The organism is Pelagibius marinus (genome assembly GCF_014925385.1).
GTDB classification, from domain to species: domain Bacteria; phylum Pseudomonadota; class Alphaproteobacteria; order Kiloniellales; family Kiloniellaceae; genus Pelagibius; species Pelagibius marinus.
The window spans coordinates 235,005-259,497 of record NZ_JACSDK010000013.1 but is presented as its reverse complement, the minus strand read 5'-3'; the positions used below and the strand labels follow the sequence as shown (position 1 = coordinate 259,497).

Annotated in this window: 23 protein-coding genes and 1 pseudogene; 6 read left to right on the top strand and 18 right to left on the bottom strand. The window is 63.6% G+C overall.

Annotated features, from left to right (window positions below; genetic code table 11):
* Window positions 1-2: 2 nt before the first annotated feature.
* Together dusA and H7X47_RS15990 are read right to left on the bottom strand one after the other, a co-directional pair.
* Window positions 3-998 (bottom strand): tRNA dihydrouridine(20/20a) synthase DusA, encoded by a 996-nt coding sequence (gene dusA / locus H7X47_RS15995; RefSeq protein WP_193369703.1) that lies wholly within the window; start codon window positions 996-998, stop codon window positions 3-5.
* Window positions 999-1,037: 39 nt separating this feature from the next.
* Window positions 1,038-1,253 carry an ArsR/SmtB family transcription factor gene (locus tag H7X47_RS15990; protein WP_227010547.1) on the bottom strand — a complete coding sequence of 72 codons (216 nt, stop codon included), beginning with the start codon at window positions 1,251-1,253 and terminating at the stop codon, window positions 1,038-1,040.
* Window positions 1,254-1,269: 16 nt separating this feature from the next.
* On the opposite strand from H7X47_RS15990, the pseudogene H7X47_RS15985 reads away from it, so the two are divergent.
* Window positions 1,270-1,479: pseudogene (locus H7X47_RS15985) on the top strand (transposase); the annotation flags it as partial.
* Window positions 1,480-1,492: 13 nt separating this feature from the next.
* On the opposite strand, the gene H7X47_RS15980 reads toward H7X47_RS15985, so the two are convergent.
* From H7X47_RS15980 to H7X47_RS15955, 6 genes are all read right to left on the bottom strand, one after another.
* Window positions 1,493-1,633 carry a hypothetical protein gene (locus H7X47_RS15980; protein ID WP_193369743.1) on the bottom strand — a complete coding sequence of 47 codons (141 nt, stop codon included), beginning with the start codon at window positions 1,631-1,633 and terminating at the stop codon, window positions 1,493-1,495.
* 164 nt (window positions 1,634-1,797) lie between these two features.
* Complete coding sequence (locus H7X47_RS15975) at window positions 1,798-3,858, bottom strand: dipeptide ABC transporter ATP-binding protein (RefSeq protein WP_193369702.1); 2,061 nt, start codon at window positions 3,856-3,858, stop codon at window positions 1,798-1,800.
* Window position 3,859: 1 nt separating this feature from the next.
* Window positions 3,860-4,804 (bottom strand): ABC transporter permease, encoded by a 945-nt coding sequence (locus tag H7X47_RS15970; protein ID WP_319633619.1) that lies wholly within the window; start codon window positions 4,802-4,804, stop codon window positions 3,860-3,862.
* Window positions 4,785-5,729: an ABC transporter permease gene (locus tag H7X47_RS15965; protein WP_193369701.1), complete on the bottom strand. Its 945-nt coding sequence runs from the start codon at window positions 5,727-5,729 to the stop codon at window positions 4,785-4,787. The genes H7X47_RS15970 and H7X47_RS15965 overlap by 20 nt, the downstream gene beginning before the upstream one ends.
* A 74-nt stretch (window positions 5,730-5,803) precedes the next feature.
* Window positions 5,804-7,354 carry an ABC transporter substrate-binding protein gene (locus tag H7X47_RS15960; protein ID WP_193369700.1) on the bottom strand — a complete coding sequence of 517 codons (1,551 nt, stop codon included), beginning with the start codon at window positions 7,352-7,354 and terminating at the stop codon, window positions 5,804-5,806.
* 105 nt (window positions 7,355-7,459) lie between these two features.
* Entirely contained in the window at window positions 7,460-9,481 is a 2,022-nt protein-coding gene (locus H7X47_RS15955; protein WP_193369699.1) for a CocE/NonD family hydrolase, read from the bottom strand.
* A gap of 132 nt (window positions 9,482-9,613) precedes the next feature.
* On the opposite strand from H7X47_RS15955, the gene H7X47_RS15950 reads away from it, so the two are divergent.
* Complete coding sequence (locus H7X47_RS15950) at window positions 9,614-10,426, top strand: helix-turn-helix domain-containing protein (RefSeq protein ID WP_193369698.1); 813 nt, start codon at window positions 9,614-9,616, stop codon at window positions 10,424-10,426.
* A 740-nt stretch (window positions 10,427-11,166) separates the two neighbouring features.
* Here H7X47_RS15950 and H7X47_RS15945 read toward each other — a convergent pair.
* Window positions 11,167-11,586, bottom strand: coding sequence for a hypothetical protein (locus H7X47_RS15945; RefSeq protein WP_193369697.1), 420 nt, complete (start codon window positions 11,584-11,586; stop codon window positions 11,167-11,169).
* Window positions 11,587-11,811: 225 nt separating this feature from the next.
* Between H7X47_RS15945 and H7X47_RS15940 the strand changes: the two genes are divergently transcribed.
* The 3 genes from H7X47_RS15940 to H7X47_RS15930 all read left to right on the top strand — a co-directional run bounded on the left by H7X47_RS15940 (window position 11,812) and on the right by H7X47_RS15930 (window position 15,660).
* Entirely contained in the window at window positions 11,812-13,371 is a 1,560-nt protein-coding gene (locus H7X47_RS15940; RefSeq protein WP_227010532.1) for a Fic family protein, read from the top strand.
* 179 nt (window positions 13,372-13,550) lie between these two features.
* Window positions 13,551-13,874 (top strand): helix-turn-helix domain-containing protein, encoded by a 324-nt coding sequence (locus H7X47_RS15935; RefSeq protein WP_193369696.1) that lies wholly within the window; start codon window positions 13,551-13,553, stop codon window positions 13,872-13,874.
* A gap of 424 nt (window positions 13,875-14,298) precedes the next feature.
* On the top strand, window positions 14,299-15,660 hold the full coding sequence (locus H7X47_RS15930; RefSeq protein ID WP_193369695.1) for a transposase: 1,362 nt from the start codon (window positions 14,299-14,301) through the stop codon (window positions 15,658-15,660).
* Between the two features lie 132 nt (window positions 15,661-15,792).
* Here the strand turns inward: H7X47_RS15930 and H7X47_RS26460 are convergent, their stop codons facing one another.
* Complete coding sequence (locus H7X47_RS26460) at window positions 15,793-15,990, bottom strand: hypothetical protein (RefSeq protein ID WP_322096502.1); 198 nt, start codon at window positions 15,988-15,990, stop codon at window positions 15,793-15,795.
* Between H7X47_RS26460 and H7X47_RS15925 the strand changes: the two genes are divergently transcribed.
* Entirely contained in the window at window positions 15,958-16,110 is a 153-nt protein-coding gene (locus H7X47_RS15925) for a winged helix-turn-helix transcriptional regulator (protein WP_322096501.1), read from the top strand. The two genes, H7X47_RS26460 and H7X47_RS15925, sit on opposite strands and share 33 nt — an antisense overlap.
* Before the next feature lie 95 nt (window positions 16,111-16,205).
* Here the strand turns inward: H7X47_RS15925 and H7X47_RS15920 are convergent, their stop codons facing one another.
* From H7X47_RS15920 to H7X47_RS15885, 8 genes are read right to left on the bottom strand one after another with little or no spacing between them, the layout of a single operon-like run.
* On the bottom strand, window positions 16,206-16,958 hold the full coding sequence (locus H7X47_RS15920) for an SDR family NAD(P)-dependent oxidoreductase (protein WP_193369694.1): 753 nt from the start codon (window positions 16,956-16,958) through the stop codon (window positions 16,206-16,208).
* Window positions 16,959-16,970: 12 nt separating this feature from the next.
* Entirely contained in the window at window positions 16,971-17,717 is a 747-nt protein-coding gene (locus H7X47_RS15915; protein ID WP_193369693.1) for an SDR family NAD(P)-dependent oxidoreductase, read from the bottom strand.
* The gene (gene aptA, locus H7X47_RS15910; RefSeq protein ID WP_193369692.1) at window positions 17,714-19,033 is read right to left on the bottom strand and encodes an omega-aminotransferase AptA; all 1,320 of its coding nucleotides are present in this window, start codon (window positions 19,031-19,033) and stop codon (window positions 17,714-17,716) included. Before aptA ends, H7X47_RS15915 begins: the two co-directional genes overlap by 4 nt.
* A gap of 23 nt (window positions 19,034-19,056) precedes the next feature.
* Complete coding sequence (locus tag H7X47_RS15905; protein WP_322096498.1) at window positions 19,057-20,064, bottom strand: proline racemase family protein; 1,008 nt, start codon at window positions 20,062-20,064, stop codon at window positions 19,057-19,059.
* A gap of 18 nt (window positions 20,065-20,082) precedes the next feature.
* On the bottom strand, window positions 20,083-21,561 hold the full coding sequence (locus H7X47_RS15900) for an aldehyde dehydrogenase family protein (protein WP_193369690.1): 1,479 nt from the start codon (window positions 21,559-21,561) through the stop codon (window positions 20,083-20,085).
* An 8-nt stretch (window positions 21,562-21,569) separates the two neighbouring features.
* Window positions 21,570-22,271: an SDR family oxidoreductase gene (locus H7X47_RS15895; RefSeq protein ID WP_193369689.1), complete on the bottom strand. Its 702-nt coding sequence runs from the start codon at window positions 22,269-22,271 to the stop codon at window positions 21,570-21,572.
* Window positions 22,272-22,282: 11 nt separating this feature from the next.
* Window positions 22,283-23,521, bottom strand: a complete 1,239-nt coding sequence (locus tag H7X47_RS15890; protein ID WP_193369688.1) for an NAD(P)/FAD-dependent oxidoreductase — start codon at window positions 23,519-23,521, stop codon at window positions 22,283-22,285.
* A gap of 58 nt (window positions 23,522-23,579) precedes the next feature.
* Window positions 23,580-24,458: a dihydrodipicolinate synthase family protein gene (locus tag H7X47_RS15885; protein WP_193369687.1), complete on the bottom strand. Its 879-nt coding sequence runs from the start codon at window positions 24,456-24,458 to the stop codon at window positions 23,580-23,582.
* Window positions 24,459-24,493: the final 35 nt, after the last annotated feature.

Genomic DNA, 24,493 nt, shown 5'->3' with positions numbered 1-24,493 from the left:
CGTCAGGCCGCCCGCTGCCGTTCCCGGGTCTCGCGCCAGCGCGCCAGGGCTTCCTCGATGACCTCCGGCCCCGCGCCCGGCTTGTGTGCCTCCTCGGCCAGGCAGCGCCGCCAGGCGCGCGCGCCGGGCAGGCCGTTGAAGAGGCCCAGCATGTGGCGCGTGATCGACTTCAAGGGCACGCCGTCGCTTAACTGCCGTTCAACGTAGGGCAGGAAGTCGGTGACAATCTCCTCGCGGCTGCGCGGGGCCGCCGCCGCCCCGAAGAAGCGGCTGTCCGCCTCCGCCAGGATGTAGGGCGACTGGTAGGCGGCGCGGCCGATCATGACGCCGTCGACCTTCTCCAGGTGAGCCTCGGCCTCGTCCAGGCTCTGGACGCCGCCGTTCAGCACGATCTCCAGCTCCGGGAAGTCGCGCTTCAGGTCGTAGACCACGTCGTAGCGCAGCGGCGGCACCTCGCGGTTCTCCTTGGGCGAGAGGCCGCTCAGCCAGGCCTTGCGGGCGTGGATGGTGAAGGAGCTGCAGCCGGTGGCCGCGACCTTCTCCACGAAGGCCGTCAGGTCCCGGTAGGAGTCCTGCTCGTCGACGCCGATCCTCGTCTTCACGGTGACCGGCACATCCACCGCGTCGATCATGGCGGCCACGCAGTCGGCCACCAGCGCCGGCTCGGTCATCAGGCAGGCGCCGAAGCGGCCGCGCTGCACCCGGTCGCTGGGACAGCCGAGGTTCAGGTTGATCTCGTCGTAGCCGCGCGCCGCGCCTGCGCGCGCCGAGGCCGCCAGGTCCTCCGGCTCCGAGCCGCCGAGCTGCAGGGCCACCGGGTGCTCGGCCGCCTCGAAGGCGAGAAAGCGGTCGTGGTCGCCGTGCAGGATGGCGCCCGTCGTCACCATCTCCGTATAGAGCAGCGTGCGCTTGGAGATGGCGCGCAGGAAGGCCCGCTCGTGGCGGTCGGTCCAGTCCATCATGGGCGCGACGGAGAGCTTTCGGCTTAAGCTATTCATTTTACTAAATAATTTAAGTTCGAGACCGGCAGCGCCACGTTATCCCGCTTTCCCCCTTGATATCAAGACATTGTCTGCGCGGTCCTGCAGGGCTTTGACGGCGGCCGGTTTCAGGTGGTGGGGGCGGGCGGTGCCTTGGGTGCGAGCCCAAATCAGCCCGGCTTCCTCCAGCACCTTCAGGCGGCGGCAGATGGCGGGCTGGTTGATCGAAATCGGCCGGGCCAGATCCTGCACCGTCGCCTCACCCTCCGCCAGCCGCGCGATGATGGCGCGGCAGGAGCTGGCCGGCCATCACGGCAACATCGGCAACCCCTCAGTCGATCCCGGGCTGATGATCCGCATGCTGATTATCGGCTACTGCTTTGCCATCCGCTCGGCGTGGCATCTGTGCGAGGAAGTCCACCTAAATCTGGCCTACCGCCGGTTCTGTCAGCTGGCTCTGGACGGCAAGGCGCCGGATTACTCAACCGTCTCGCGCTCCGACCCCGCACCTTTCACTCCACATGTGACAGCAGCGCGGGAACACCGAGGAAGTAGCTGCAACTCACCAGCATGTTGCGCGGGGTCTCGAGGGTCTGTGGGATCTCGCGGAGATAACCGGGCAAGTCGGCCTGCGGGGTCACGCCGACCGTCACGGCTGCCCTCCCTCTGGGTGCCCTACGCGCAGACAGGTCTCCTGCCAGTGACTTCCAGGTTCATCGCTGTCGCCGGCCAGGCAGGCAACCCGTCAGCCGTGCGCTTGCACCCGATTTGGACACCGCAGCGCATTGTTTTCTGTGTTAACTGGGGGGTTCAGTGACTAACCGAGCGGGAAATGGCAGGCGTGGCGACGCCCATCCGTCATGGTCAAATGAGGCGGCTTCTCGGTCCTGCAACGGTCCTGGGCAACCGGGCAGCGCCCCGCGAAATCGCAGCCCTTCGGCCGGTTGAGCAGGCTCGGCACCTCGCCCGAGATCGACACATGCACGCGGCGGCGGTCGGGATCGGGTTGCGGCACGCCTTCGACCAGCGCCCGCGTATAGGGATGAACCGGCCGCGCGAAGACCTCGTCCGTGGGCCCCTCCTCGACGATGCGGCCCAGATACATGATCGCCAGCCGGTCGGCGATATGGCGCACCACGGGCAGGTTGTGGGTAATGATCAGATAGCCCAGCCCGTGCTCGGCCTGCAGATCGGCCATCAGGTTGAGAATCTCGCCCTGAACCGACACGTCCAGCCCGGCGGTGGGCTCGTCGGCGATGATCAGCTTGGGGTTCAGGGCCAGGGCGCGGGCCACGCCGACGCGCCTTGCCTGCCCGCCTGACAATTCATGCGGATAGCGCGACAGGAAGTGCTTGGGCAGCCGCACCATCTCGGCAAGCCGCTCGGCCTCAGCATCGAGGTCGACGCCGGCGATGCCGTGGATCTGGAAGGGCTCGGTGATCAGGGCGCGCACGGATTTGCGCGGGGAAAGCGAGCCGACCGGGTCCTGGAACATCATCGCCATGTCCCGGCGCAAAGGCTTGAAGCGCCCCTCCGGCATGTTGCGGATGTCCTCTCCCTCAAAGCGCACATGGCCCGCCTGCGACGGCAGGAGGTTGAGCACGCAGCGCCCCAGCGTCGTCTTGCCCGAGCCGCTTTCGCCCACCAGCCCGACAGTTTCGCCAGGGGCGACCGACAGGCTGACATCCAGCACCGCGTCCACATGGCGCTGGGTCAACCCCTTGAGCCGCGCTTGGATGGGCCCGACGACCTCGAACTGCACGCTCAGGTCCGAGATATCGAGGAGCGGGGCGTCGCGCTGCGCGCGGGCGGGCTTTGCGGCTGTGCCCTCGCCCTGGCCCACGGTCATCACGTCCAGCGGCGGCGGCCAGCTCGAATCGCGGTGCGGCCCGTCCAGAAGGTGACAGCGCGCGAGGCTCATCTCGCCGCGCGCCACGTCCGGCGGCAGCGTCTCTCGGCATACCGGCAGCACCCGCTGGCAGCGCGGCGCGTAGATGCAGCCCGAAAGCGCCTTGGACAGATCGGGAATGTCGCCGGGGATCACCGGCAGCTTGCGCGACACGTCGTTGATCCGCGCCGGATCGCATTCCAGCAGGGCGCGGGTATAGGGGTGCTGCGCGTTGTGGAAGATTTCGCGCACGTCTCCCGCCTCGATCACCTCGCCTGCATACATGACGACCACGTCGTCGCAGAGTTCGGCAATCAGGCCCAGATTGTGCGAAACCACGACGATCGTCGCGTCCAGCTCTTTCTGCAAGTCCTGCAACAGGTGGATGATCTGCGCCTCCATGGTGACGTCCAGCGCCGTGGTCGGCTCGTCCGCCAGCAGGAGTTGCGGTCCCGTGAGCAGTGCCATCGCAATGCCTGCGCGCTGGCGCATCCCGCCCGAGAAGTGATGCGGATACTGGTCGATCCGCCTGTCGGGATCGGGAATGCCCACCTTGCGCAACATTTCAACGGCCATATGGCGTTTCTCGGTGGCGGAAACGTTGGGGCGCCGGTAGAGGATGTCGAGCATTTGCCGGCCATAGGTCAGCACCGGGATCTGGCTGGTCATCGGGTCCTGGAAGACCACCGAGATCTCCTCGCCGCGGGTGGCGCGCAGTTGCGCCTCGCTGGCATGCAGCAGGTCGCGGTCGCCGAAGCGGACCTCGCCGCCCATGACATCGGCGTTCTTGGCCAGAAGCCCCAGGAGTGCCCAGAGCACCGTGGACTTGCCCGATCCGCTTTCGCCGACAATGCCCACAATCCGGTTCCTGCGGATCGGAAAGGAGACGTCGCGCAAGGCCTTGACCCGACCGCGCGGGGTGCGGAAATCGACCGACAAATTGCGCACATCCAGCAGGGTCTCGGGGGCGTGTGCTGCATCCTGTGGCATATCAGCGTCCTTTCCCCATACGTGGATCGAAAATGTCGCGTAGCGCCTCGCCGAGGAATGTGAAGCCCAGCGTGGTCAGGATCAGCGGGATGCCCCCGGCGATCACCATCCAGGGCGCGTCACGGATCACCAGGTAGCCTTCGTTCAGGATCGTGCCCCAGCTGGCAGTGGGCGGCGTCACGCCAAGGCCCAGAAAACTGAGCCCGGCCTCGACGGTGACCACAACCGGCACATCCATCGCGGCCAGGATCAGCAGGGGCCCGACCACGTTTGGCATGACGTGATGCAGCAGGGTGCGCGTCATGCTGGCGCCCAACGAGCGTTCGGCAAGGATGAAATCGGTATTCCTCAGCGTCAGCGTGGCGGTGCGCGCCACCCGCGCATATTGCGGGATCGAGGTGATGATCACGATCGCCAGCACCACGGCCAGGCTCGGCCCGGTCAGCGCCACGGTGGCCAGCGCCAGCACGATGGTCGGAAAGGAGCGCACCGTGTCGAAGACCAGCAGCAGCAAACTGTCCAGCCAGCGCGGCCCGAACCCGGCGATCATGCCGAGGATAAGTCCGACGGTCAGGGCGACAGAGACGCCGATCGCCGCGATCTTCAGCGCCACGCGCCCGCCAAACAGGATGCGCGACAGCGTATCGCGCCCCAACTGGTCGGTGCCCGCTAAATGGTCCAGCGTCGGACCAGACAAGCGCGCCGGCACGTCCAGCGCATTGGGATCATATGGTGCCAGCCAGGGCGCGAAGATGGCGCTTGCGAAGAACACGGCGACGAGGATCAGCCCGGTCAGGCCCTGCCAGTTGGTCAGGAACATGCGCAGCTTTTCGCGGCGCTCGCGGGCGGCGGATTCGCGGGTCTCGGCATCGGTCACATGATCGGAAAGGCCCGATACATCGACGGCCAGGATCCCGGTTTCGGATTCAGAGCGATTCTCGGACACGGGGATCAAACCAGGCTATGAGGGTGTCGGAAAACAGGACGACGAGGACATAGAGGCCGGTGGCCACCAGAACCGCACCCTGCACGATGGGGAAGTTGCGCGCCATGACGGCGTCGAAGATCAGCTTGCCGAGACCCGGGCGAGCAAAGATGATCTCGGCGAAGACGGTCGAGGAGATCATGCCGCCAAAGCCCATGCCGATCAGGGTGATCGTGGGCAGGATGGCAACGCGCAGCGCGTAACCGAAGATCACCCGCCGGGGCCGCAGGCCGAAGGCGCGGGCCGAGCGGATATAGTTTTCGCCCATCACCTCGAGCATCGAGGCGCGAACCATCCGCGCGAGATAGCCCACCCAGCTCAAACCGATGGCAAAGGCCGGCAGGATCAGGTGGATCAGCTGGTCGCCGACTTGCCCTGGCTCGCCCGCCCCGATGGCCGGCAGCCAGCGCAGATGCACCGCGAAGATCAGCAGCGCCCAGATCGAGACCAGGAAGGAGGGCACGGCGATGGTGCCCACCGACAGTATTCCGGTCACCCGGTCGAGCCAGCTATTGGGCCTGACCGCCGCCAGGCAGCCCAGCGGGATGCCGAGCAGCACGGCCCAGCCCATCCCGACGCCGACCAGCGACAAGGTAAAGCCGATCCGTTCCAGGATAATGGCGGTCACCGGCCGGTCTGAAAACACATCCAGTCCCAGATCGCCGGTCAGCGCATTGCCGATATAGATCAGGAATTGCCGCCAGACCGGCTCGTCGAGATGCATCTTCTCGGCATAGCGCGCAATGGCCTCCTCGGTCGCACGCGGCCCCAGCGCGATCGTCGCCGGATCGCCGGGAATGAAATAGAGCAGCGAGAACAGCACCAGGACGACGAGCCCGATCACCAGTGCCGACAAACCAAGGCGTTTGGTAAGATAGTAAAGCACGGACGACCTCCCCTCGACCGGGTTTCACCTTGCGGCCCGCGCGGCAGGGCGCGGGCCGGTCCCAAGGCGGGCGATCAGCCCTTGGCGAACCTGCGGTAGTTCAACTCGCCCGACGGGGCGGCATTCACCGTCACGCCGCTGCTGTGCACGAAGGCCTCGGGCTCATGGTTGATCCAGACATAGGCGCCGGTATTGTCCATGATTTCCTGCATCCGCACATAGATGTCGTGGCGCGCCTGCGGGTCGGTCTCATTGATGCCTTCCTCGTAGAGACGGTCGAACTCCTCGTCGGTCCAGCGCTCCCAGTTCCAGACGCCAACCTGGTTCGAGGTGAACCACTGCGACGCCTCATAGGGGTCGGGCGTGGTGCCGAACCGCATCAGCCACAGCTCCAGCTCCTTCCAGGTCTCGCCCTTGCTTTCCTGGCCCATCTCCCAGAACGGGCCGCTGTCGAGCGGCAGGACATTGAGGGTGATCCCGACCGCCGCGAGGTTGGCCTGGATGATCTGGGCGGTGAGCATCCGCTCCTGGTTGTTCAGCGTGCGCAGGGTCAGTTCAAGACCGGACACGCCGGCCTCTGCCAGCAATGCGCGTGCTTTCTCGGGGTCATAGCTGTAGCCGGCGCTGTCGCGCTGGCCGATTAGTCCGGGGCAGATAATGCCATATGATTTCGCCGTCGTGCCGGAGTAGGCGCCCTGCAGGATCGTGTCCACATCGACCGCATGCTGAATTGCCTGTCGCACGCGAATATCCTGCAGCTTGGGGTGCTGAGTATTCATGCCCATCCACATATATTGCAACTCACCGGCCACCGCGATGCCGGCGCCGTCGGGCATGTCCTTGGTATAGCGCGCCAACGTGTCGGCGCCGACCCTGGTGCAACCCAGCTCCCCGGCCTCAAAGGCCAGTTCCGCCGCCTTGATCTCGGTGATCACATTGCATTCCACGCGTTCAAAGGCCGGTTTCGGCCCGTTCCAGTCGGGGTTGGCGGAAAACACCGCACGCTGGCCCGGTGTTGCTTCATAAGTGTAGGGACCGCAGACTGCGGGGAATTTCGTAGTGAATTTGCCACCCGCATCGGCCATGGCCTTTTCGCTCAGCACCGCGCCGGGGCCGTGGCAAAGCGTGATCATGATGAAGGGCGCAAAGGGTTTGTTGAGCACAATGGTGCCGGTGCGTTCGCTCGTCGCTTCAACATGGTCCAGCGCGTCGAAATAACCCGACCAGTCGGTCTCTTTCATGCGCTCATAGGAGTACTTGACGTCCGAAGCGGTGACCGGCCCGTAGCCGTTTGACCATTGCAAGCCCTCGGCCAGTTCGAAGTCGATATGTGTTGCGTCGCGTTGTTCCAGCTTGGTGACGAAATAGGTGGGCTCCCAGGTGAAGGTCTCACCGTCCCGCGTATATTGCGCGAGGAAGGGCAAGCATTGTTTCTGCGCCTCGATCTCGGAGTTGCCAGTCATGAAGCCGGGATCCAGCACGTTATTGTCGCGGCCGATCCTCAGGCGTAGCGTGCCGCCGGTCTGGGCAAAAACGGCCGTGGTCCAGCTTGGGATCAGGCCAACGGCCCCCAGCGCGGCCGTTGTGCCGAGAAATCCCCGGCGGGTTGTTTCTGTCTGTTTCATTGACGTGTCCTCCCTAGACATTCCTTGACCGGAGCATTGCATAGCGATGCAAACAGTCAATTTCGCATCATTTCGCGACCTGACGCAAAATACACGTCTACTAACTTACATATGGTCGCGCGGAATTCGCTCTTCCCATTGTTTTTCCGCAACAAGCGTATCGCCCTCCCAAGCACGCAGTTCGGCGGTGATGATGAAATCAATGGCGTCTGTGCGCAGAAGCGTCCGTGTCTCGGTTCGCACCGACCAGTCGTAACGGCTGAGCCCGAAGTGCCACTCGGTGCGCCCCCATGCCGTAGTCACATCGTCCAACCTGACGCCGTAGGTCTCGTATCCCTGCTTATGCAAGGTGATGTCGTTTGGAAGCAGACGCGTGAAGCCGCATCCATCGGCGATCTGCATCTGGATTTCACCATTCGCCGCATCTTCGACGATGCGGAACCAGGATTCGGGTTCGGCGATCTGCTCTGTCGGCAGCGGCGATCCGGCCGCGGGCACTTCGAACTCGGCCAAAGTGTCATCGAGCGCAGCGGACGGGCGCAGGGGCAATTCCAACGCGCTGCCCTCGGTATGTACGCTCAGCGTCACGGGCTCGGGTGCGGGCCAGATCATCGGGAAATAGCTGCTGGATAGCGCGAGCCGAAGCCGATGCCCGGCAGGCAGGGCCTGCGCGACGTGCTTCATGGGAATGGTCACGTCATACACCTTGCCAGGCACCAGCAACGTGGGCCGGTCATGCCCCCGAAGGTGATTGAGGTTGAACACGCCAAAGGACAGGCGCGTCCCGCGGCCATCGGGATGCACATCCACCAACCGCGCGGCGACCTGCGCCACGGGCCGATCCACGCTGAGGCGCAGATGCACATTGGCGTCGCCCGCGAAGGCCAGCCCTTCCTCCGGGATCTCAAGCTCGAAACACAGGCTGCCCGCATCTTCGCGCCGTTGATCGACCGGCGCATCCCCCGGCTTCGCGTAACCGCACCATTTGCCGGAGGCCATGCCCACATCCGCCGGGCTGTGGTAGTTCAGGATCCCGGAGCCCTCGGGGCGAGCCTTGGACAACCCACCCTGCGGCGTCAAGTGAAGTAGAGTCCGCACCACGTGAGGCGAAGGCCAGCTCGGCTCGGCGATCCAGCGGCCAGGGCGGGCCTTGTAGTGGCCCTGCGGCGGCACACTGTCCTGGATATAAAGCCGGAGCATCGGCTCATCCATGATGCCGGTCTCGTGGCCTTTGAGCCATTGATCCCACCATCGCAGCTCCTCTTGGAGAAAGCCAATGGCCGGCCCCGGCTCGCCGATATGCGGGTAGCGATGCGCCCACGGTCCCACCAGTCCTTTCTTGGGCCCCTGTAAATGCTCCATCAACCGAAAGACGCTGCGCGGATAACCATCGGCCCAGCCCGAAACCGCATAGACCGGGACCTGCACCTTAGACCAATCCTCGCAGATCGAGCCGTGCTGCCAGAACGCGTCGCGGCGCTGGTGCTCCAGCCAGTTCTTCAGCCACAGCCCGCTGCCCTCCAGCCGCTCCAGCCACATGTCGCGCCATTTGTCGCCAACATTCGCCGGGTCCGGCGGCAGGGTGTTCCGCCCAAACATGATGGAGGCCCAGCTGAGCTGCTCGCCCAGAAGGCAGCCGCCCATGTAATGGACGTCGTCGGCGTAGCGGTCATCGGTGGAGCACAGCGTTACGACCGCCTTCAATGCGGGCGGCTGGAGGGCCGCTATCTGCAATCCGTTGAAACCACCCCAGGAAATACCGATCATGCCAACGTTGCCGTCGCACCACGGCTGATCCGCAATCCAGGCTATGGCATCGCACCCGTCCTGCAATTCCTGCGGCAGGTATTCATCCACCATTAAACCTTCGGAATCCCCTGCTCCGCGCAGATCCAGCCGAATCACTGCATAGCCATGCCCAGCCAGGTAAGGCTGCATGGAGGCATCGCGTGCAGCAGTGACGTCATTCTTGCGATAGGGGAGATATTCCAAGATCGCAGGCACCGGGGCATCTTCCGCCCCATCCGGCATCCAGATTCGCGCCGCTAGCTTACAGCCATCGGGCATCGGGATCTTGGTATGAAGGATTTCCTTAATTTTATGAGGAAAATTTTTAATGAGCTCCACTTGCCTGCCTTTGGATTACCGCACAACTCGGGGTGTCCCCGTGGCTTGAATCCTTACGGCTGGATTTGGAGCGAACAATTTCGCAATCATTCGCGAATTGACGCGGATATTGCTTCACTTTAACAATAAAGCATGTCTGATGAGCTCCGTCACAACCTCTCCCTGCTATGCAGCTACCACTCCTCGATTGCCGAGGTGTGCCGCAAGCTCGGCATGAACCGCCAGCAATTTAACAAGTACCTCGCGGGCAACTCACACCCCTCGCGCGGCAATATGCGACGCATCTGCGATTTCTTCGGAGTGTCGGAGTCCGAGTTATTGATGGAGCCACAGCAGTTCGAGGATATCGTCGCCCTTAAGCGCAAGCCGCTCCAGAGGGAAGCGCTCAGCAAGCCGCTGCGCCACCTCGACAGGCTTTATCAACGCAGCCAGGACCTGGAGAAATACACAGGCTATTATTTCCGCTATTTCTTTTCCTTTGGAAATCCGGGAAAGATAATTCGTTCGCTCGCGCTCATCTACAGAGAGGGCGGCAGATTCTACTGGAAAAACATCGAGATTTTGCGCGACCCTGAAACCGGGCTTTCGAATGGCTTGAACAAATATGAGGGAGTATTGTTCTACCTTGCCGACCGCCTTTATATTCTCGAATACGAAGCGATCGAAGTGAATTCGGTTACGCAAGCAACGTTTTATCCCAGCCACCGTAGTCGGATTGGGCTCTTGTTTGGCATCCAAACCGGAGGCCCTACTCGGCGGGGGCGCAAACCCGGTGCCTCGAAGGTTGCGCTAGAATATCTGGGCCGCGACATCGATGTTCGCCAGGCTATGAAGCGCACCGGGTTGTTCGAACCCGGCGATGGATCGCTACGACCAGAAATTCTGTCATTGATCGAAAACACCATAGACCCCTCGTCCTTCGTCCTGGATGTGGCAGAACCCTGAGGCTAGGCAGAGGTTTTGAGTTGGGGAAGATCGCGGAGAGTTGCGAGGTGGCCAACAGACAATCACCAGCCTCAGTTAAGCGGTTCACCCCGTTGAATTGGTGACCAGGAAGGTTTTCTTGTTCCGGCCCCGAATTAGAGCCACGGCTTGCAGTTAGGAATATCGGTGCCTTGGGAAAATCGGATGCAGCGACAAGTACAACGAGGGTACAACATCGAAAACACGAGAACCCTTAGTATTTAATTTTACGGCGTTTTTCGAAACGCCCGTCCAGTCCATCATCGGCGCGACGGAGAGCTTCCGACTTAAGTTATTCATTTCATTTGATAATTTTAGTTCGACGCTAGCAGCGCCACGTTATCCCGCTTTTCCCTCTGATATCAAGACCTTGTCTGCGCGGCGCTTCGACGGCAACTTCGCAAAGCTCGTGGTGCGGATGCACACATAGTGCACACGAGACGTATGTGGGGTAGCTCAAACTCTTGGCCTTGCTGGATTATCGGTCCAGACGGTCTAGAACGCGACGCGGCCAGGTGGCGGCACACGTCCTTGTGCACACGAAGAGGTCGTGCATGGCGGGACCCAAACCGCTGGTGTTGAGGTGATCTCGGCCCCATCGCGAACGGGGCCGCGGTCCGGCGCCGGCCGACTGTCAGGTGATTACCGTCTCAGAACATCCGTAGAGTTCGCAGAGCTGCTTGAGCACGGTGATGGCAGAGTGTTGGTGGAGGCGTAAACTCTTATGGGGCTTCAGTTTCCGTCTCCGCGTAGCCCTGCTCGCGAGCGCAGGAACTGCAGAGCGTCTTGAGCCAGGTCATCCCGCGGGTCCGCCCCCTGTTCCCACAAGTCTCGCAGATCCCCGCGCTCATCGCCTCGGCGAGTTCTACGAGAGCAAGCACCTCGTCGCTGCAGGCACCAAGATAGAACCGCAGGGTTCCGTACTTCTCTTTCACCTGGAGTGCGGTGAGCGGCAGCGGATCGTCGGACTCGCCGGCCGGCTTCAGTTTGGAGAGCTGCGCGCAGAGCGCATCCAGCAGATCGAACCAGCCGTTGCCACACTCGAAACCGAATGCCATCGCGGACTTGTCGGGCGCCGCGCCGTAATCGGCAAACAGCTTCGGATACCTCTCGATCAAGTCTCGCTCGAGTGCGGGGCTCATGGCGACCTCGACGCGTAACTCCTGTGGGGCGGGACGGGCAAAATAGCAAACCGCAGGCGACGGATCGACCTATTGCCAATGTGGCGTAGCCACAAGATATGTAGTTATTTTCGACCCATGTATGTATTTTGTGGCATATTTCGATTTCAATGAAAGAAATTCGACCATTCCGTGGTATGGTAAATATCGACTAGGCGGGCCTCCTTGGAGGTCTCTTCGACCTTGATGAAAGAATTTCGACCGATGGAGCTCAATTTCGCCACGCCAACGACGTTCCAGGACCGGCTTGTCCCGAAGGGCAAGAGGCTGGCCGGCTGGGCGGCACTGGTTTACGGCCTCGGCATTGCCGCGCCGGTCCGGGCGGTGAGCACCGTTGCCGGTGGCCATATCAAGGGCAGTCACCGCGCAGAAGGCGACTGGACCATCTTCGACAAGCGCTACTGGCCGGGCGACAGCGTCGCCGACCATATCAGCTTCGCCCTTCGCCATGAGCAGTTCGACCCTCTCGTTCTCAAACGGGTGTTCGATGCCGTGGATCCGGACGTCATCGCGGAGTTCGTCAGAAAAGCACCGACCGGGACGGTCGCGCGCCGGCTCTGGTTCTTCTACGAGAGCATGACCGGCAAGCGGCTGCCGATCGACGACGCGCCAACGGTGACGGCCACCGAAGCGCTCGACCCGAAGACTTATGTGACAGCGAAGCCGGTGGTCTCGAAGCGGCACCGGGTACGGGATAACCTGCTCGGGGCGGGCAGCTACTGCCCAGTCATCCGGCGTACCTCGGCGCTCGAGGAATATGGCGCACGTGCGCTCTCCACGAAGGCCGCCGAAACATTGGGGCGCACCAGCGGACAACTCGTCGCTCGCGCCGCGAGCTTCCTGCTGCTGGCGGACAGCCGCGCCAGCTTCGCGATCGAAGGCGAGCGCCCGCCACACAACCGGCTGGAACGATGGGGTCGTGCAGTCCTCCAGGCCGGCAAAAATCCTCTGACACTCGACGAGCTGAACCGACTGCACGGTGTTCTGATCGAGGACACACGTTTCATCCGGGCCGGTCTGCGCCCCGACGGAGCCTTCCTCGGCGAACGCGATGAAAACGGCGATCCCCTGCCGGAATTCATTGGTGCGCGGCCGGACGACCTGCCGGACCTGCTGGACGGCTTGCTCGCCGCCAATGATCGGATGAGCGCGAGCGGCATCGATCCAGTGCTCCAGGCGACCGCCACGGCGTTCGGCTTCGTCTACGTCCACCCGTATCAGGACGGGAACGGACGCCTGCACCGCTGCCTGATCCATCACGTGCTGGCCGAGCGGGACTTCACGCCGCAAGGCATGGTGTTTCCGGTCTCGTCGGTCATGCTCGACCGGATCGACGACTACCGGCATACGTTGCAGGGGCACTCTGGTCCGCTGATGCCTTTCATCGACTGGCGTCCGACCGCAGACCGCAATGTCGAGGTCCTGAACGAGACGACCGATCTTTACCGATACTTTGATTGCACGGACGAAGCCGAATTCCTCTACTCCTGCGTCGCGCGCACGGTCGAACACGACCTGCCGGAAGAGATCGACTATCTGCGCCGTCACGACGAAGCGCAGCGGCGCATCATGGAGGCGGTCGAGATGCCGGACCGCCTGGCCCAGGACCTGATCATGTTTATCCGGCAGAACAACGGCAAGCTGCCGAAGAGACGCCGCGAGAAGGAGTTCGCTGCCTTGACCGATGAGGAAGCGGCACACATTGAGGCGATCTGTGAAGAGGTCTTCAGTGATGGCGGCGGCTGACGCGAGCGGGACCAAAGTAATCACCCAGTCTAGACCAGGTGCCGAAAGAATGCTGGACTCGATCCCCGCAGGATCCGCAGGTGCACAATCTGTCAATCCTTCGACTGGCAGAGAGCGACCTTACCGGACCGGCAGCCGGTTGAAGGAAGCAGAAGCACACGCCAAGGAGGGCAAGAAAGATGACCAAGATCGGAGAAAGCTCCGGTAACGTCTACGTCGACCTTGGGTTTCTCGATGCCGAAGCAATGCTGGTCAAGGCCCAGCTTGCCGTGAACATCGGCCGGATCATTAAGCGGCGGAAGCTGACTCAGAAGGAAGCCGCGGCGATGATGGGCCTGAGCCAAGGCAAGGTTGCCGACATGCTGCGCGGCCGGTTCCGGGGCATCAGCGAAGCCAAGATGCTCGACTGCCTGACGGCGCTCGGCAATGACGTCGAGATCCGGGTGAAGCCGATCCGGCGGCGCAAGACGCCTGGAAAAATCAACGTTGTCTATGCGAGCTAGATCACGGCATTGAGCCCCGACGAACAGCGGGCTCAGGGTTCAACGGCGGCGGAGCAGATCTGCTCCGCCACCCTTTGTGCACAGGGTCGTGCACGGCGTGGCTTAAGCCGTTGCCCGCAAGCCCCAGTCGCTGCTGCCGGGAAGTAGACGTCTCCCGGCGTGGCACGGCACGAGAGTCGCGGTCACTTCGAACGCGCGCTCCTCGTCCTACCCCCAGCGCCCAGCAGCCTACCGGCGTCATCCTTCGGCAGCCGCTGACGTCCTAAGCTCCCGCAGGTCGCGTCCGCTGCGTGACGCAAAGCGGACCAAGAGTTGTTGTTCGCGCACTTCACCTTCGTGCCGATTCTGTTGATTTAGTCGGCCTTGAATGCGGTCCGGAGCCGTGATTCCGTCTTCCTAGGGTGTTGGCGAGGAGGACTGAGCGATGATGGGAACACATGCGGCGCCGGATCGGCTGTTCTACGACTTCTGCTTGGATGATCACGTTCCGGCTGACCACCTGTTGCGCCAGATCGATCATTTCCTCGATCTTGGCAGCGTGCGGCGGGAACTGGCCGGGCACTACAGCACCATCGGCAGGCCCTCGGTCGATCCCGAGTTGATGATCCGCATGCTGATCGTGGGCTACTGCTTTGCCATTCGCTCGGAGCGTCGGCTGTGCGAGGAAGTTCACCTGAACCTGGCCTACAGGTGGTTCTGCGGCCTGGGTCTGGATGGCAAGGTGCCTGATCACTCGACTTTCTCGCGCAACCGCCACGGCCGCTTCCGGCAGAGCAACATCCTGCGCCACCTCTTCGAGAGCGTCGTGCAGCGCTGCATGATGGAGGGTCTGGTTGGCGGTGAGGGTTTCGCGGTCGATGCCAGCCTCATCCAGGCCGACGCCAACAAGCAGCGCTCGGTGCGCGGGGATAAGTGGCGCCTCGAGGAGATCCCGGCCGATGCCGGCCAGGCAGTCAGGGACTACCTGGCCCACCTTGATGACGCCGCCTTCGGGGCGGCCACCACGGTGACACCGAAGTTCGTCTCACCCTCCGATCCGGCCGCCCAGTGGACTGGCGCCCAGCGCGGCCCGGCCTTCTTTGCCTATGCGACGAATTACCTGATCGACACGCAGGACGCAGTGATCGTCGACGTCGAGGCGACGCGGGCGATCCGCCAGGCCGAGGTGGGAGCCGCGCGCACCATGATCGACCGGACGCGCGAGCGCTTCGGTCTGCATCCCAAGCGGCTTGCCGGTGACAGCGCCTATGGCGCCGCGCCGATGCTGGCCTGGCTGGTCAAGGAACGGGGCATCGCTCCGCACATCCCCGTCTTTGACAAATCAAAGCGCGAGGACGGCACCCTCTCCAGAGCCGACTTCACTTGGGATGACGTGCGCAACCTCTATGTCTGCCCCACCGGCAAGACGCTCAAGACCACGGGTAAGGTGCACGACGGCCGCACCCTGCTCTACAGGTCCAGCAAGTACGACTGCGAATCCTGTTCTCTCAAACAGAGATGCTGTCCCAAGGCCCCACATCGCAAGATCCCACGCGATATCCATGAGGACGCCCGCGACGTCGCCAGAGCCCTCTACGACACGCCCGCCTTTGACCAGTCGCGCCGTGAGCGCAAGCGCGTCGAGATGCTGTTCGCCCATCTCAAGCGCATCTTAAAGCTGGGCCGGTTGCGGCTGCGAGGACCTTGTGGCGCGCACGACGAGTTCCTGCTCGCCGCAACGGCCCAGAACCTGAGAAAGCTCGCCAAGCTCAGACCAGAGCCGCCGCCATGTGCTAAGCCAGCATGAATGACATGAGGATCTGATTCACCAGCAAAGTACCGGAACACCCCCGTCCCAAGAAAACCGGCCAGAAGGCCGGCACCGGATGTCCGCTACTGTCAGAAGCGGACACCAAAACCGCGTCACCGAGGGACTAAATCAACAAAAACTGCCAGTAGGAGACTTGCACGCCGGTTCTGCGCCGCCCACGGACGCATAGATGAAGTGTTCGACGCCCGCAGCAAAGGCGGCATTAGCGGCGGCGATGCCGGTCCGCGTCGATTCTCTGACCTGAAGCGGGATGTCGACGGCATCTCCGGGAGAATGCTCACATTGCGCCTGCGAGGTCTTGAGCAAGATTGCCTTGAAAAGCGCACCGTCTACCCCGTCGTTCCGCCAAGGGTCGATTATGAGCCGACATCTCTCGGACTCTCTCTGCGAGCCGAGGGTGGAGGCGATTCGACTGAGGGGAAGTAAGTCTCCATCAGGGGATAGCAGACAATCGGGATTGGGCGCTTTGTGGAACTCTCGATCAGAAAGATTAGGCCCTCGCCGCCAAGGAGGCCATCGGGCTACCTCACGTATTCAGCACCGGTGATGTCCACTGTGCAACCGGTTGCGTGGCGGCAGCGGCCCGAGGCCAGGAAAGCGACCATCGCAGCCACATCCTCGGGCGGTGTCACTTCCCGCAGAGGCAGAGCGGCAGTCACTGCCTCTTCGCCGACCGTGGCGATATGCTCCTCGGCCATGGCAGTCCGCACCCACCCCGGCGCAATGGCATAGGCGAGGATGTTCTCGTGGGCATAGCCCCGGGCGATCCCCTTGGTCAGTGCCAGAAGGCCGCCCTTGGCCGCGCCGTAGGCAAGGTGTTCCGGCCCGTCGCCGCGATGGGACGACCGGCTCGCCATGTTGACGATGATCCCGCCACCGATGGCCTGGAAGTGCCGGATCGCATGGCGGCAGAGGTCGGCTGGCGCCTGAAGGTTCACCTGGATATTCTCGGCCCAGCTCCGCACCCATGCCGTCGCATCATCCAGCGGCGAGGCCAGGTAAATGCCCGCGTTGTTGACCAGCACGTCTATCCTGCCGTGGACCGCTAGTGCCTCGTGCCAGAGCCTGTCGGCACCGGCCGGATCTTTCAGATCGGCCCGCACAAGATGTAGGCGCTCGGGATATTGCTTCTGCATCGCCTCGGCATACCCGGCATTGCGGCCGAAATGCCCGATGACATTGGCGCCCCCCACATGGATCTCAGCCACGACGGCCGCGCCGATGCCGCGCGTGGCGCCGGTCACGAGAATGGTCTTGCCTTTCAGATCGAACATGTGGGCTTTCCTCTACGCTACCGCCTGTGCGCCCGTGATCTCCACCAGCGCGCCGCACAGGTAGGGCGCCTCATCGGAGGCGAGGAAGGCGACCAGGGCGGCGATCTCCTCCGGTTCGCCGATGCGGCCGTAGGGGACGAGAGCGTTCAAGTCGTCAAGGCTGCGACCGGTGCGCGCGAGGTTCGATTCGAGCATCGGTGTGCGCACTTCACCGGGACATACCGCATTGACGCGGATCTTCTGCGGTGCGTAGTCCCGCGCCAGGTTCCGGGTGAAGGCCGCCACCGCCGCCTTGGAGGTGTTGTAGGCGATATGGCCCGGTGCCGGGTAAAGCCCCCACTGCGAGGCGGTGTTCACGATCGCGCCACCGCCGGCCTCGATCATGTGCGGCAGCACCGCCCGGCAGAGATGGAACATGCCATGGAGATTGATGGCGAAGGACGCCATCCAGTCCACCTCGGTGAGGCTCAGCAGGTCACCCCGTCGGTTTACCCCGGCGTTGTTGCAGAGGACATCCAGCCGCCCATGCGCGGCCACCACGCGCTCGATCATCGCCCGCGCCGCCGCGCCGTCTGCGATGTCCACTCTCTCCACGCTGGCGCTGCAGATCTCCCCAGCCAAGGCCGCCGCGGCTTTGGCATTCAAGTCGCAGATCACCACCTGCGCCCCTTCGGCGGCCAACCGCCGGCAGATCGCCGCGCCAATGCCGCCGGCGCCGCCGGTCACGAGAGCGGTTTTGCCAGAGAACCTACCCGTCACGCTGCCGCCTTCAGGACCGCGGCAAGCGTCTCGCCGATCCGGTCGATTTCGTGCTTCTCGATGATCAGCGGCGGCGAGAGCGCGATGATGTCGCCGGTCGTGCGGATGAGCACCCCTTCCTTATAGGCGGCAAGGAAGGCCTCGAAGGCCCGTTTCGTCGGCGCGCCCGGAACCGGCTCCAGCTCGATGGCGCCGATCAGGCCCAGGTTTCGAATGTCGATGACATGCGGCAGGCTCTTCAAGCCGTGAAGCATCTCCTGCCAGTAAGGGGCCAACTCGGCCGCCCTTTCGAAGAGCGCGTCCTCACGATAGGTGTCGAGCGTGGCGAGCCCGGCCGCGGCCGCGATCGGGTTGCCGGAATAGGTGTAGCCGTGGAACAGCTCGATGGCGTTTTCCGGCCCCTGCATGAAGGCCTCGTAGATCTCCGCCGTGGTCAGCACAGCGCCCATGGGGATGACCCCGTTGGTGAGACCCTTGGCGGTGGTGATCAGGTCAGGCTGCACGCCGAAGAAGTCGGCTCCGAAGGCCGCGCCGAGGCGCCCGAATCCGGTGATGACCTCGTCGAAGATCAGGAGGATGCCGTGCCTGCGCGTGATCTCGCGCAGGCGCTCCAGGTAGCCCCTGGGCGGCAGAAGGACACCGGTCGAGCCCGCCATGGGCTCGACGATGACTGCGGCGATGGTCTCCGCCCCATGCAGGGCAACCAGCCGCTCCAGATCGTCGGCGAGATGGGCGCCGTGCTCGGGCTGGCCGCGGGTGAAGGCGTTCTGCTCGGGGAGGTGTGTGTGCGGCAGGTGGTCGACGCCGGTGAGCAGGCTGCCGAAGAATCGGCGGTTGTTGACGATGCCGCCCACCGAGATGCCGCCGAAGTTCACGCCGTGATAACCGCGCTCGCGCCCGATCAGCCGCGTGCGGGAAGAGTCGCCCTTCGCGCGGTGATAGGCGAGCGCGATCTTCAGCGCCGTCTCTACCGACTCCGAGCCCGAGTTCGTATAGAACACATGCGCCATATTCTCCGGCGCGATGCCGATGAGCCGGTTCGACAGCTCGAAGGCCTTGGGATGCCCCATCTGGAAGGCCGGGGCGTAGTCCAGCTCGGCCACCTGGGCCTGCACGGCCTCGACGATCTTCGGGCGCTTGTGCCCCGCATTGCAGCACCAAAGGCCGGCGGTCCCGTCCAGCACCTGCCGGCCGTCAGAGGTGGTGTAGTACATGCCGTCGGCGGCGACGAACATGCGCGGGTTCTTCTTGAACTGCCGGTTTGCCGTGAACGGCATCCAGAAGGCGTTCAGATCGTTGGGTGACATGACGGACATGGTTGGGTCCTCAATGAGTATTGTCAGGCGGTCCCGCCCCAGGTGTCGGAGAGCATGAAGCCGGTCTGGAAGGGGTCGCTCGGGTCCAGACCGATCTGGCTCATCGTGTAGATCCAGCACTGCCCCGACACCCGGTTGCGGGTGGCGGCATAGGGACCAACCCGGGCCTCGCCGATGAATTCGGTGATGAACTCGCCGCCGATGATCGAGCGGGAAACCACCACATCGCCCGGCTTCATCCTTCCTTCGGCGTACCGCACGGCGACATTGGCGTTCGACCCCGTGCCGCAGGGCGAGCGGTCGACACGCCCGGGGCGCAGGGTGGTACAAGTGCGGATGGCCCCGTCAGGCTCATCGCTGCGGAACATGACATAGGCAAGTCCGTTGAGGGCCGGCGTGGTGGGGTGCAGGATCGCTGTCGTCGCGGCGATCCTGTCGCGCAATGCCACGCCACTGGTCGCCAGGGCGCGGGCGTTCTCCGGCGCGATGGTAAGGCCCAGCTGGTCCACGTCGACCAGGGCGTAGAAAACTCCGCCGAAGCAAAGATCGTAGGCGACCGATCCCCACAGGTCTGTGTCGATCCTGGCGGCTTTTTGCGCCACGAAGGAGGGCGGCATATCGAGGGTGACCCGCAGGACCTTCGCGTCCTCGCATTGAGCCACAGCGCGCACGAGCCCCGCGGCCGTGTCGAGCACCACCACGGTCTCCGGCTCGATCATCTGCTTCATGCCGGTCTCCAGCAGCGCCGTGACCGCGCACATGGCGTTGGAGCCCGACATGGCATGAGCCTGGTCCGGCTGCAGCACGATGAAACCGGTATCGGCCTCGGGCGTTGTCGCCGGCGTGAGCAGCACGAAAGACCCCGCCGGGCCGCTTCTCGGCTCCGAGCACAGCAGCCGGCGCAGGCTGTCGTCCACCTCGTTGATATGGGCGAGCTTGTCGGCCATGGTCGCCCCGGGGAGGTCCAGCACACCGCCGGTCACGACGCGGCCGATCTCCCCAGCGCAATGCACGTCGACTGTCTGGAGCATCCGTGTCCAGCGCATCGCCTATTCCCTCAGATACCAGCCCCAGGGGGCCGAACGGTCATAGGTGGTGATCTGCTTGGTCTCCAGGTAGTTGTTCAGGCCCCACTCCCCGAGCTCGCGGCCGATGCCCGACTGCTTGTAGCCGCCCCAGGGCGCCTCGGTGAAGGTGGGCTGTGAGCAGTTGATCCAGACGATACCGGCGCGGAAGGCGCGGGCCACGCGGTTGGCGCGCTCCAGGTCGTTGGACATGACCGCCGCGCCCAGTCCGAAGCGCGTATCGTTGGCAAGGCGCACGGCCTCTTCCTCGCTCTGGAAGGTCCGGATGCAGACCACGGGTCCGAAGATCTCCTCCTTCCAAATCCAGCTCTCGGTGGGAACCTCGGCAAAGATCGTGGGCTCGACGTAGCAGCCCTGCTCCAGACCTGCGGGCACGCCGCCGCCGGTCACCAGCGTCGCTCCTTCGGCCTTGCCACGCTCGATGGCGGCCAGGACCTTTTCGTGCTGACCCTGGCTCACGAGCGGGCCAAGCAGCACGCCCTCCTCCAGGCCGTGCCCGATCTTGATCTTGCGGGTCTCTTCCACCAGCCGCTCCATGAGCCGGGGATAGATCGACTCTTCGATCAGCACCCGGGAGGTGGCCGAGCAGACCTCGCCCTGATTCCAGAAGATGCCGAAGAGGATCCATTCCACCGCTTCGTCGACCTCGACGTCGCCGAAGACCACCAGGGGTGACTTCCCGCCCAGTTCCAGGCTGATGGTCTTGATGTCCCGCGCGGCCGCCTGCATGATTTTCGAACCCGTGGGGACCGATCCGGTGAAGGCCAGCTTGTCGACGCCCGGGTGCTCGGTGAGCGGCTGCCCGGCCTCGGGACCATACCCCGTGACAATGTTCAGCACACCGGCGGGCAAGCCCGCCTTCTCCGCGATCGATCCATACTCCAGGGCGGTCAGGGGCGTGAGCTCCGAGGGCTTCAGCACCATGGTACAGCCCGCCGCCAGGGCCGGCGCCACCTTCCAGGCGGCCATCAGCATCGGGAAGTTCCAGGGGATGATCGCGCCGGCGACCCCGACGGGCTCCCTCACCGCCTTCACGGTGAAGGTCTCCATCGGCAGCGGGATGTCCTCTTCGGCGTCGTTGTCCAGACGCTCGGCCAGGTCGGCGTAGAAGTGGAAGCAGCCCGCCGTGTCCTCGATGTCCCAGACCGCTTCCGGCAGGGGCTTGCCGTTGTCGCGCACCTCCAGGTGGGCGAGTTCGTTGCTGCGCGCGGCGATCTCGTCGCCCATCTTGCGAAGGATGCCGGCGCGTCGGGCCCCGCTCATACGCGGCCAGGGGCCGTTGTCGAAGGCTTCGCGCGCCGCGGCGACGGCGGCCTCGATGTCCGCGGCCCCGCCCCGGGCCACCTGGTGGAAGACTTCGCGGTTCGAGGGGTCCACGACGTCGAATATCGCACCGGATTTCGCGGGGCTCCACTTGCCGTTGATGAAAAGCTGATTCTGCATGGAAAACCTCACATGTGGCGGGTCACGCCGCCGTCGACGCGCAGGCTCTGACCCGTGATGTAGCTGGAATCGTCGGTCAGCAGGAAGGCGGCCGCCTTGGCCTGCTCTTCGGCCCGGGCCAGGCGCCCGAGCGCGGACATGTCGGAGAACTTCTGTGGCAGGTCCAGGCTGTCGGTAAAGCCCGGCAGCAGGCAGTTCATGCGGATATTCGCAGGCCCGTAGCGGTCCGAGTAGAGCTTGGTGAAAGACGACACACCGACGCGGTAAACGCTGGAGGTCGGGAAGACCAGGCTGGGCTCAAAGGCCGAAAAGGTCGTGATGTTGACGATCGACCCGCCACCCTGCTTCTCCATGATCGGGGTGACCAGCTTCGCCATCCGAATGACTGGCTTGAGGACCATCGCGTTGGCCTTGTCCCAGTCTTCCTCCGAGATCTCCAGAAGGTCCCCCTTGGGCGGACCGCCGACATGGATCAGCACCGCATCGATGCGGCCATAGGTTTCCATTGTCAGGTTGAAAATCGCCTGCAGGTCCTCGGCGCTTTCGGCCACGCCACGGCGGGCCACGCCGCCCAGCTCCGCGGCCAGCTTCTCGCAGCTCTGCGAGGGCGACATTAATGCGAGTATGTAGCCGCGCGCGTGCATCTCGCGGGCGATAGCAGCGCCCATACCGCGGCCGCCGCCGGTGATCAGACAGACTTTGTCGGTCATAGCGCTCTCCTTCAGAAACGGTCGGGCCGGTAAGTGGCCAGGTTTATGTTGGGCGCCCGACCCCCGGCGATGTCCTTCACATACCTTGCCGTCGTGGCCCCGAGCGTCACGCCGAGCTGTCCATGACCGGTTGCGAAAATCACGTTGGGAGTGCCCGGCGCCCGGCCGATGATCGGCTTGGTATCGGGCGTCAGAGGGCGACGGCCCATGCGCCGCTCAGCCGAATGAGACTGCAGGTCCGGCAATACGCGCCTGGCCTTTGCCACCAGGATGTCGGCCCGATTCCAATTGGGCCTGGCATGGAGATTGGCGAATTCGATGCCGCCCGCGACCGCAAGACCGTTTTCATAGGGCGTGATGCCGAAGCCGCCCTTGGCATAAATCAATGCGTGGGTCACATCGACGCCCGGCTCCCTGAGGAGGGTCTGGTAGCCGATGACGCCTTCCATCTGGATCTTCACCCCCAGTGCTTTCGCCAGCTTCTTGGACCAGGCGCCCGCTGCGATCACGAACTCGTCGCCCGTCACGGTTCCGCCCGAAGCGGTACGGACCGCCTTGACCTGATAGCCATCGCGCAGAAAGCCCACCGCCCCCACCGGTTCTACCACGCCGCCTCGCGCCGTGAAGGCCTTATGCAACTCGACCACGAGGCGCTTTGGCTCCGTCACCGAGCGCCAGTCCCGGAACACCGCGGCGCAGGCGAAATTCCCGGCGATCGCAGGTTCTATCTCCTTCGCCTCTGCCCCCGAAATCTCATCGATCTGGAAGCCGAGGTCCCGGCGCATGTCATGATACAGACCCTCCCGCGCCAGCTCTTCGCGATCGTCATAGAGTTCAATCACCGGGGTTTGGCGCAGCAGGTCCGACAGGTCATAGCGCGCCAGCAAATTCTGCAGGTCCGACAGCGCCCGCAGGCTCAGGGCCGAGATATCCTCGCTGATGGCCTTGATGCGCGACATGCGGGAGTTGCTCAGAAACCTCAGAAACCAGGGCAGCACACCGGGAATCGACGAGGCCCGCAAGGTCAGCGGGCCCAGAGGATCCAGCAGCCATTTCGGCACACGTTTCAGGGTGCCGGGCTTCGAAAGCGGGATGACCTCGCTCACGGCGATCGAGCCGCAGGAGGCCCAGCTGGCCCCCTCGCCCACGCCCCCCGGCTCCAGCACCGTTACCTGGTGACCGTCATGCTGCAGTTCCAGCGCGCAGCAGATCCCCACGATTCCGCCGCCGACAACGACGACATGGCTCATTTCGCAGTGTCCAAAAAGGCTCTGCCAGGGGCCACCAAAGGTGGCTCCGCAAAGCGGGTTACCAATTCAGGATTGGCTCCATTGCCGCGCGGAATTCGGCCTTTTCCGCATCCGACAGGGGTTGCAGCGGCCCACGGCAATTGCCCACCGGTACGCCCTGCAATTCGCAGCCATACTTGACCTTCTGCACGAACTTGCCGGTCTCAAGGCTGTTCATCGCCTTGTAGAGCTTGGCCATCTTGTCGCGCGCCGCCTCAAGGTCACCGGCCTTGAAGGTGTTGTCGAGGTCGACACAGGCCTTGGCCATGCAATTGCCCGGACCACAGATCCAGCTGTCGGCGCCCCACAACATGAAGTCGAGCGCGATGTCGTCCGACCCCGAAACCAGCTGCACACGGCCGTTGTAGCGGCTGTAGATGTCCACGGCGCGCTGCAGCACGCCGGAGCTTTCCTTGATGCCGATCACCCGAGGATTGTCCGCAAGGGCGTCGATCACATCAAAGGTCACTTCGACACCGACCTTCGGCGGGTAGTTGTACATCACCAGGTTCACGTCGACGGCATCCAGCACAGCCTGATAGTGCTTGATGAGCTCATCTTCCGCCGGCATGGCGTAATAGGGCGCCGACAACAGGACCGCGCGATAGCCCAGGTCGTAGGCGCGCTGCGTATGCTCGATCACCTCGCGGGTGGACCCGGCATTGGTGCCTGCAATCAGGAGTTCGTCGTCGTTGGCGAAGTCAGCGACGAACTTCAACACCTCGGCACGCTCGTCTGCGGTCATGGCGTTGTACTCCCCGGTCGAACCGTTCGGCACCCAGCCGGAACAACCGGCCTCGCGCAGATGCACCAGCAGCGCCTCAAAAGCCGTGAAGTCAATCTTGTCGTTCGCATCGAAGGGGGTAACGAGCGCCGGCATGACTCCGCTCAGTTTCATTTCGCATATCCTTGTTGGTTAGGGATGTAGGTGAG